This window comes from uncultured Acetatifactor sp., from assembly GCF_948601915.1.
Taxonomy (GTDB): domain Bacteria; phylum Bacillota; class Clostridia; order Lachnospirales; family Lachnospiraceae; genus Acetatifactor.
The window spans coordinates 1-9,901 of sequence record NZ_CAPDXS010000174.1 but is presented as its reverse complement, the minus strand read 5'-3'; the positions used below and the strand labels follow the sequence as shown (position 1 = coordinate 9,901).

6 protein-coding genes and 1 pseudogene are annotated in these 9,901 nt (G+C 52.1%); all 7 read left to right on the top strand.

Annotated elements, in window-relative coordinates; genetic code table 11:
- Window positions 1-31 precede the first annotated feature (31 nt).
- Window positions 32-628, top strand: a complete 597-nt coding sequence (locus Q2B33_RS21300; RefSeq protein ID WP_330687866.1) for an FkbM family methyltransferase — start codon at window positions 32-34, stop codon at window positions 626-628.
- A gap of 81 nt (window positions 629-709) precedes the next feature.
- Complete coding sequence (locus Q2B33_RS21295) at window positions 710-1,090, top strand: hypothetical protein (RefSeq protein ID WP_300784966.1); 381 nt, start codon at window positions 710-712, stop codon at window positions 1,088-1,090.
- A gap of 82 nt (window positions 1,091-1,172) precedes the next feature.
- Window positions 1,173-2,969, top strand: coding sequence for an AAA family ATPase (locus Q2B33_RS21290; protein ID WP_300784967.1), 1,797 nt, complete (start codon window positions 1,173-1,175; stop codon window positions 2,967-2,969).
- Window positions 2,970-3,031: 62 nt separating this feature from the next.
- Window positions 3,032-5,572 carry an adenylyltransferase/cytidyltransferase family protein gene (locus tag Q2B33_RS21285; RefSeq protein ID WP_300814039.1) on the top strand — a complete coding sequence of 847 codons (2,541 nt, stop codon included), beginning with the start codon at window positions 3,032-3,034 and terminating at the stop codon, window positions 5,570-5,572.
- A gap of 304 nt (window positions 5,573-5,876) precedes the next feature.
- The gene (locus tag Q2B33_RS21280) at window positions 5,877-7,229 is read left to right on the top strand and encodes a sugar phosphate isomerase/epimerase (protein ID WP_300784972.1); all 1,353 of its coding nucleotides are present in this window, start codon (window positions 5,877-5,879) and stop codon (window positions 7,227-7,229) included.
- 351 nt (window positions 7,230-7,580) lie between these two features.
- Window positions 7,581-8,516, top strand: a complete 936-nt coding sequence (locus tag Q2B33_RS21275) for a sugar phosphate isomerase/epimerase (RefSeq protein ID WP_300785531.1) — start codon at window positions 7,581-7,583, stop codon at window positions 8,514-8,516.
- A 160-nt stretch (window positions 8,517-8,676) separates the two neighbouring features.
- A pseudogene (locus Q2B33_RS21270) lies at window positions 8,677-9,901 on the top strand (hypothetical protein); the annotation flags it as partial.

Sequence of the window (9,901 nt, the reverse complement as noted above, 5' to 3'; positions counted from 1 at the left end):
GAACTATGTAATACGTGGATTCAAATAGTACATTTTATTTTGCGACAGTTCCTTAGGGAAACACAAAGCCATCGCTTATTCATTCGGGATTGGATTCGACTTTTCTTTTGAGAGGGAATTGGCAGAAAGGCATAATATGGAGGTTTATGCGTTTGACCCCAGCCCTGAGGTGGTTGAAGACATGAAGAAACAGAAACTTCAGGAGAAGATAAAATATTATCCATATGGACTTTCTGACGAAGACGCGCTTAAGACGTTCTACCGTCCCAGTTCAGGCCAGGATTATTCGGAATATTTTGCACCGTGGACAAGCAGTGAAAAAATAGAAATGCAGGTCTACCGATTGCAGACATTAATGAAAAAGTTCGGCCATGATTATATCGAGTTGCTGAAGATGGACATTGAGGGTTCTGAATTTATGGCGCTTCCGGAAATTTTGGAATCAGGGATGAAATTCAATCAATTGTGTATAGAGACACATACACGGATTTTTCCGGATAGTGTAGCGAAGATGAGATGGATAAAGCGTATATTGAATGAAAATGGATATTTGTTGGTCAGCAACGGAAAACAGGAACAGACCTATGTAAGAGAAAAAAGTTTATCAGGGAGATTTGGGCATAAATAAAAATCCTTTATTGCACACCGCCCAACATGTGCTGGTCTTATGGAGGGAGCATTATACTTTGAATCCGGAGACAGGAGGGGAATGAGCGAAGAGATGGCACACGCAGAGACGCTTATACGAGAGATACACAAAGGCCTGCTGGAATGGTATAGCTTCGAAGTGTCTGCCGCGAAAAAAGTCCCCACGGCAGAAAGCGGCATTGCACTTTATATCGGTGCCCGGGAAGACCCCATTGCGGAGCTGCCCGCTGCCTGCGGACAGTGTGCGTTCCCTGCGAGCAGACCATCAGGGAACCCTGGCACCAGGAGAAGCTTCGACTACATCATTTGCATAGAAATTTTGGAGCAGAAGCCTGCCCCGGAAAGCTTTCTTGCGTCCTGGTGCAGCCGCCTAAAGCTGGAAGGCCGCTTGCTCTTAGGCCTCAGTGTGCAATTTAATATCAGCAGATTGGGTAAAAAGTAATTGCACGCCCCCACACAAAATGCTAGAATAAACACAACAGATTCTCGCATTTTCCTTATAGAAAAACCCAGGAGGGCAGGATATGGCGCGTGTAGTCGGCATAGGTCATCAGAATTTTGAGCAATTGATTCAGGCAAACTGCTTTTACATCGACAAAACAGGATTCATCAAAGAATGGTGGGAAAATAGAGATGTCGTCACCCTGATTACCCGCCCCAGACGCTTCGGCAAGACCCTGAACATGAGCATGCTGGAGCAGTTCTTTTCCCTGGAATATGCAGACCGGGGCGACCTGTTCCAGGGGCTTGCCATCTGGGAGGAAAAATCATCTGACAGGGAGAATCCCCCAGAAAGGGAAAATCCCCAGAATGGAGAAAACCCCCTTCCAGGGGATTACAAATACAGGAACCTACAGGGGACATATCCCGTTATCAGCCTTTCCTTTGCGAATGTAAAGGAGATATCCTTTTCCAACGCCAGGAAAAAGATATGCCAGATAATCACGAACCTGTACAATAAGTACGATTATCTGCTGGAGGGCGACGGCCTGAACGCGGATGAAAAGGGAAGGTTCCGCAAGGTATCTGCGGAAATGGAGGATTACATCGCCTCCGATTCCCTGAACGCCCTGTCGAACTATCTTTCGCGGTATTATGGAAAGAAAGTCATCATTCTGCTGGACGAATATGATACGCCCATGCAGGAGGCATATGTGCATGGCTACTGGCGGGAGATGGTGGACTTCATCAGGACATTCTTCAACGCGACGTTCAAGACGAATCCTTATCTTGACCGGGCAATCATGACAGGGATTACAAGAGTTAGTAAGGAATCCATTTTTTCAGACTTAAACAATCTGGCGGTTGTGACCACCACATCTGATATGTATGCGGACAGCTTCGGATTCACAGAGGAAGAAGTGGCAGCCTCATTGGGAGAATATGGGCTTGGGGACAAAATGGCAGAGGTCAGATACTGGTATGATGGATTTGTTTTTGGAGAAAGACGGGACATTTATAATCCTTGGTCTATCCTGAATTATCTGAAGACGGGAAATTTGGGCACCTACTGGGCCAACACCAGTTCCAACAGCCTTGTGGGGAAATTGATTCGGGAGGGAGACCCGGATGTGAAGATAACGATGGAGGATTTGCTTCAGGGCAGGACTTTCTGCACAGAGATTGACGAGCAGATCGTATTTGACCAGTTGGATTACAGAATGGGCGCGGTCTGGAGCATGCTTCTGGCCAGCGGCTATCTGCGCGCGGATTCCGTGGTCTTTGATGCGGAGAGCGGTAGGCAGGAATATAATCTGTCCCTGACCAACAGGGAGGTTCGTTCTATGTTTGAAGAGATGATAAGAGGGTGGTTCAGGGACTATACCCCAGCTTATAATGGATTCGTGAACGCATTGCTGAAAGGGAACCTTCGGGAGATGAACCGCTATATGAACAGGGTGGCCTTGAACACTTTCAGCTTTTTCGACAGCGGCAACAGGCCTTCAGAGGCAAAGGAGCCGGAGCGGTTCTATAATAGAATCGAAGAGACGATTCTATTATCAAAGTTCTATCATGGTTTTGTGCTGGGACTGTTGGTGGATTTAAAAGGGCAATATACCGTCACTTCCAATAGGGAAAGCGGTTTTGGAAGGTACGATGTGCTGTTGGAGCCTTGCGGCCAAAACGATGCCATTATTCTGGAATTTAAGGTTCATGACCCGGAGGACGGTGAGAAGACGCTGGAAGATACGGTACAGTCAGCGCTGGAGCAGATTGAAAGCATGAAATATGCGGCAAGCCTGGAGGCTAAGGGCATTCCGACAGAGCGCATTCGAAAGTACGGTTTCGCGTTCCGCGGAAAGGAAGTGCTGATCGGATAACGGCCGTCAGGCAAAGACATAAGGCAGGGGAGAGGACTGATTGAAAAATGATACAGCCGGAGATGCTTATACGGGAAATACAAAAAGGACTATTGCACTGGTACGATTTCGCGCCAGCAGCAGGGGCGACCAGGGATATCCTGCTTTCAGAAAAAAAGCCCCATATCCTATACATCGGCAGACCTGAAGACCCCATAGCAGAGCTGCTCACCGACCGCCTGTTCCAGGTCACGTCTGCCCCCTGCGAACAGACCATCCGGGAACCCCGGCACCAGGAGTGGCAGGGACGCTTCGACTACATCATTTGCATAGAAAATCTGGAGCAGCACCCTGCCCCGGAAACCTTCCTTGCGTCCTGGCGCAGCCTCCTAAAGCCGCAAGGCCGCCTGCTGTTAGGCCTCAACAACCGCTTCGGTATCCGGTATTTCTGCGGCGACAGAGACCCTTACACAGAGCGCAACTTCGACGGAATCGAAAACTACCGCAGAGCCTACTCCAAAAAGGAAGATACCTTCAAAGGCCGCATGTACAACCGCGCAGAAATAAGACAGATGCTCCGGAACACAGGCTGGACATCCGCCCGTTTCTTCTCAGTCCTCCCCGACCTAAGGAACCCAAACCTGATCTACGCGGAAGACTATCTGCCCAACGAGGACTTGGCCAACCGACTCTTTCCCACCTACAACTATCCCGATTCCGTCTTCCTGGAGGAGGAGAGCCTGTATGCCGGCCTGACCGAAAACGGCATGTTCCATCAAATGGCCAATGCCTACCTGATTGAATGCTCCCTGGACGGAAACCATTCCAACGTCCTTCAAGTCACAAGCTCCCTGGAGCGGGGCAGGGAAGACGCGCTCCTCACCGTGATCCGGGATGCGGCGGCCCCACAGGAAACCGCCAGCCAGGCAGAGACAGCAGCGCGCCATACAGCAGCCAGCCATGCAGGAGCGGCAGAGCGCGCTACAGGAACCGCCAGCCAGGCAGGAGCGGCAGAGCATCATACAGCAGCAGTCAGCCGAAAAAACAGGCGGACGGTAGAGAAAATCGCAGCCTATCCGGAGGGTCGGACAAAGCTGGAGAGACTGATAGAGCATGGCAGAGACCTGGCACAGCATGGAATCCCCGTGGTGGATGCCCGGATGGAAGACGGCGTCTACGTCATGCCATACATGGAGGCAGAAGTAGGACAGGTATATTTAAAAAACCTCCTTTTGACAGATACGGAAAAATTCCTGCAGGAAATGGACAGCTTCCGTGAAATGATTCTGCATTCCTCTGAAATCCTGGAACCTGACAAAGGAGACGGACAGGGAGCTATCCTGAAAAAAGGATACCTGGACATGGTTCCCCTGAACAGCTTCCATCAGGACGGAAAATTCCTGTTCTACGACCAGGAATTCTGCCAGGAAAACTATCCGGCCAATGCCATCATCGCCCGGATGATCGCCACATTCTATTCCGGCAACATAGAACTGCAGAAAGTGCTGCCCATAGATGTCCTCTTCCGGCGCTACGGGCTGACCGAGCGGCTGGATCAATGGAGACGGATGGAATGGGAGTTCCTGACAGCCCTGAGAAAGGAAAAAGAACTGCGCTCCTACCATGAGAAATGCAGGCGCAACGCCGAGGTGGTGAACTCCAACCGCCAGCGCATGAACTATTCGGAGGAGGAACATCAGCGGTTATTTGTGGATATTTTCCGCAATGCGGACACCAGGAAGCTGATCCTCTTCGGCTCCGGCGCCTTCACCCGAAAATTCCTCGCTCTGTACCGCCAGGATTACCCGGTCTACGCCATTGTGGACAACAGCCGGGAAAAATGGGGACAGGAACTGGAAGGCATTCCCATACAGTCCCCGGAACTGCTCAGACAACTGCAGAGCGGAGAATACAAGGTGCTCATCTGCATCAAGAATTACCTGTCTGTCATGAAGCAGCTGGATGCCATGAACGTGAAAGAATACAGCATTTACGACTCCCACAAAGCGTACCCCAGAAAGCGGAGACCCACCATGGGACAACCCGATACGCCGCCCCATCCCGAGGCAGGATGCCCCCTGGCTTCCCCAAAGCCCCAGGACGCCGGCACATGCCCGGAACCGAAAAAAACCGGGGAATCGGGAACTCCCACAGCCGTGCCGGAGCATGCAGAACCACAGGAACCTCCGAACCGAAAAAAATACCACACAGGCTACATAGCAGGCGTATTCGACCTCTTCCACATAGGCCACCTGAACATGTTCCGGCGAGCCAAGGAACAGTGCGACTACCTAATTGTAGGCGTAGTCACGGACGAAGGAGTCAGGAAGCATAAGGAAGTGGAGCCCTTCATCCCCTTTGCCGAACGGATAGAAATGGTGCGCTCCTGCCGCTATGTGGACGAAGCGGTGGAAATCCCCCTGAATTACTATGGCACCAGAGATGCCTGGAAACTGTACCGGTTCGACTGCCAGTTCTCCGGCAGCGACTACGTAGACAACCCCGACTGGCTGGCAGAGAAAGAATTTCTGGAAAAACACGGAGCCGAGATGGTATTCTTCCCCTATACGGAAAGCACCAGCTCCACCCGCATAAAGTCCCTGATTGAGAAGAAGCTCCTGTAATCCGGTGGCCTGACAGACCGCAGCCTGAGCGGAATCAAGGCTGAGAGGAGCCAAGGCTGAGCGGAGCCCTTTCCGTTGGCTTAGCCCATATATTTTGCTTGCGGAATCCTCGCCGAGGCTGAAACAAATGGGCTTTCAGCCCAGCCTTGGCTGGCCTGCCGAAGCAAAACGTTGGTTGGGTAAGCCCAAGAAAGGCGAGACATATGCTTATGGTCTCTGAAACCTTTGGTTTTACTTGGAGTGGATTCGCTTTTAGACATAGAAAGTTGACGCTACCTCAGACAGGGAGGAGAAAATATTGAATGTGATATGCGCCCCCTCCGGAATCGTGGACACAGAACGCCCGGGACAGGGGATTTCGGACATAGCAAAAGCAGGGTTTGAAAACATACTGCTTGATTTTACAATGTACTGCCCTCCGGCGGAACTGGAAAGCGCCGGGAAACCCTGCGCCCAGGCAGGGCATCAGAACGGAACCATAATACCAAAACAGCCCTCCGCCCCGCAAAGCGGGAAACCGCCCCGACGTCCTGAGGGAACCTGGCTCCAAAGCCTTGTACAAGCCCCCGCGCAACATTCCGGTGAAGAGCTGCCGGAACATCCCGCCGGAAAACTGCTGCGCAGCTGCAAAGAGACACATCTGACCCTCCCGATAGCCACAGCCCCATACTTAAGCAGGGATACAAAGCAAAGAGACGGAAAGGAACTCCTGACCAGGCTGACCCGGGAAAGCATCCGGATCTGCGGCGAGGCGGGCAGCAGATACCTGATTGTGCGCCCCCTGTCCGCCGCCATGCCATCCGCAGAGGCATGGGAGACGAACAGGGACTTTTATCTGAGCCTTGGGGATTCTGCCAGGAAAAGCGGCGTCACCATCCTCCTGGAGAACCAGTGCCGGAGCCTGAACGGCCATCTGATCCGCGGAGCCTGCGCCGAGGCAGAAGAGGCGGCATCCTGGGTGGACAGCCTGAACGAAGCCGTAGGCGAGGAGCGCTTCGGCTTCTGCATGAATACAGGCACCTACAACCTGTGCGGCCAGAACATGCGGGAAATCGCGGTACAGCTGGGAAGCCGCGTAAAAGCCGTGCTGCTGCGGGACTGCGACGGACAGCAGGAAAGCTCGCTGCTCCCATTCACCGCCGTATGCGGCGGCCAGCCCCGGACGGATTGGCTGGGCCTGATCAGGGGGCTGCGGGAAAGCGGCTTCGACGGAGAGCTGGCACTGGACTTTTCGGATACGGCAGCGGTATTTTCGCCCATACTCCGCCCGCAGCTTCTGACGCTGGCGAAGTCTGTGGCCGAGTACTTCAAATGGCAGATTGGAATAGAGAATACCTTAAAGAAATACCCCTCCATCGTGCTGTTCGGCGCCGGGAACATGTGCCGGAACTACATGAAATGCTACGGTGAGAAATACCCGCCTCTGTTCACCTGCGACAACAACCCCTCCCTCTGGGGAACCACCTTCTGCGGCCTGGAGGTAAGGGCTCCCGAGAGCCTGGCCTGCCTGCCGAAAGACTGTGCCATATTCATCTGCAATATCTATTATCGCGAGATTGCGCAGCAGCTCCGTGGGATGCAGGTCACCAATCCCATCGAATTCTTTAATGACGAATATATGCCCTCTTTCTACTTTGACAGGCTGCAGAGATATTGAGCGAGCCGCAGGGAGGCGGAGCAGACAGCGGAGAGGCCGCTTCGATTATACTCACGAGCGATAAAACCTGCCGTGATGCCCACAGACTCTACGGCTCGTGAGCCTGGTTCCATGGCAAGTTTTTTGACTGGGAGTATAAGCTGCGGAAACCGGAGCGAACGATGGCTTTGGACATTTGAAGCAACAGGGACAAGGCGCGGAAAATTTTGTGACTGCGGGCGTAAACTGTGGAAAGCGAAGCGAACCACGGGCTGTCTGCATGGTTTTGGAACAGGGGGAACGATAGCCTTGGACATTTGGAGCAACAGGGATGAGAAGCAGGGGCAAGAGGCAGTGACAAGGAGCGGAATAATGAGGATTGGCGTACAGACCAAAAATGTCGTATATGATGACCGCCCGGAGGACGGTTTCCGGAGACTGAAGCAGGCGGGCTTTTCCTGTGCCGATTTCAGCCTGAACGGGTATCTCACCAATATCAGCCTGTATCAGGGGGAGCGGAATGCCTTTTTCGACAAATCAGTCCCGGAGCTGGAACAGTACTTCGCGCCCCATAAGCTGGGAGCAGCGAAGGCAGCCATAGAAATCAACCAGATGCACATGCCCTATCCGAACTATGTGCCCGGAGGAACCAGGGAGCTGAATGCCTATCTGCGGGAGGTGGTAGCGCCTAAGAGCCTGCAGGTGTGCGCTTACTTTGGATGCCCGCATATCGTAGTCCACGGCTTTAAACTGGCCCGTTTCCTGGGCTCCGAAGAGGAAGAGTGGAACGTCATGGAACAGTTCCTGGACTTCCTGGCTCCTATGGCGAAGGAGATGGGCATCACCATATGCATCGAGAACCTGTATGAGAGCACAGGCGGCCATATCGTGGAGGGGCCCTGCTGTGACGCCGGGAAAGCGGCGGAGCGCATTGACCGGATGAATGACAAATACCATGCAGAGGTGCTGGGATTCTGCTTTGACACCGGACATGCGAACCTGGTGGGGCTGGATTTTGAAAGCTTCCTGACTATTCTGGGCCCCAGGCTCAAAGTCCTGCACATCCATGACAATGACGGAGTGGCAGACCTCCACCAGATTCCCTTTACCTTTGCCAGGAGCCGCGAGAATAAGGCTTCAACGGATTGGGCAGGTTTTGTCCGTGGCTTAAGAGGGAGCGGCTTCGGAGGGACGCTGAGCTTTGAGACCGCCCCCGTGCTGACGGCCTTCCCGGAGGAGATGAAGGACGAAGTGCTGGCTTTTCTGGCGGGGATAGGGAATCATTTTTTGCGAGAAATACAGCATTAGTGCATTTCCGTTCAGCCCTGTAGGCCTTTCGGGAATTAGTCAAAAGATCTGTTGATTGCCAAGTGCCAATAAACGCTTGATACAGTCCATTATATGTAGTAAAATATACCAAATAGAGTGTATTGGGTGGAAAGCTCTGTGACAAAAGGGGAGTGGGGCAATGGTTGTTCAACATAATATATCTGCAATGAATGCAGAGAGGATGCTTGGGATCAATAGTAAAATACGGGCTAAGTCAACAGAAAAATTGTCCTCTGGGTACAAGATTAACCGAGCGGCGGATGATGCATCCGGCCTGGCGGTTTCCGAGAAGATGAGAAGGCAGATCAGGGGACTGAGACAGGCAGTGCAGAATGCACAGGATGGAATTTCCATGGTGCAGATTGCGGATGGGGCCATGGCGGAAATACAGGATATGCTCCTGAGAGGGATGGTGCTGAGCGTCCAGGCATCAAACGGTACTTTGTCACAAAGTGACCGTAATGCTATTCAGATGGAGATTGACCAGCTGCGGAAGGAAATTGACGGAATAGCGCAGAGGACGCTGTTCAATGAGACAAAGGTGCTTCAGGGAGAAATCTATCCTACCCAGGCAGTGGTGGGAGAAAAGACAGAACTTGTCTTTGGCGGCCAACTGCCTGCCTGGGTGGATATGACGAACACCGGAAGCCTGTCCGAGACATACACAAATCAGGCGGACTGGACGGAAACCTGGACAGATGCATCCGGCACCACACAAACTAAGACAGGGACAGTAGATATTGATCATGCAGCGGCTCATGTGGATTTCAGCAAGTTCGACGGTTCAACCTCGATGGTCAATGACTTGATTGGGAAAGGTTTTTACACTACTTGCTGTACCTGCAGCAACCATTACAGCATCAGGTTTACATCCGGAACCACACACAGCAAGGAGACAAGCGGCAGCCAGTATATTTTCAATATAGGAATTGAGGGAGCCAAAGATGCCGGGGAGCTGATAGACCGCATCGTGGAGGGAACCAAAACCTCGGCGGGGAATGATTTTGGACAGCCGGCTGGTCACTATACTTTGCTGATTCCAAATAAAGCATCCAATCAGTTGATTGTCTGTGACGGCCGTTCGAGCGAAAAGGCTCCCTCGGTTGCAACATATGGCGGGACGGTTTCCTGGTCTAACTGGCAGGGCGGTCATGTAGCTTTTGAAACGAAACCGTCTGGAGACAGGGGAAAGTTTGACTCAGGCGTTGTAACAGAGGTGAAAATACCAATATATGAAGACCGCGAAATGGACTGGTATAAACACATTTCCCTGCAGATAGGCGCGGACTCATCCATGGATAATAAGCTGATTATCTATAGTTCCCACTACTTTTCCAACTACAATTGGAAGAGGGTGGTAAAAT

Excerpts from the sequence above, each read along its gene's own strand:
- Q2B33_RS21295 (WP_300784966.1), top strand. The coding sequence starts at position 710 with ATGAGCGAAGAGATGGCACACGCAGAGACGCTTATACGAGAGATACAC.
- Q2B33_RS21290 (WP_300784967.1), top strand. The coding sequence starts at position 1,173 with ATGGCGCGTGTAGTCGGCATAGGTCATCAGAATTTTGAGCAATTGATT.
- Q2B33_RS21285 (WP_300814039.1), top strand. The coding sequence starts at position 3,032 with ATGCTTATACGGGAAATACAAAAAGGACTATTGCACTGGTACGATTTC.
- Q2B33_RS21275 (WP_300785531.1), top strand. The coding sequence starts at position 7,581 with ATGAGGATTGGCGTACAGACCAAAAATGTCGTATATGATGACCGCCCG.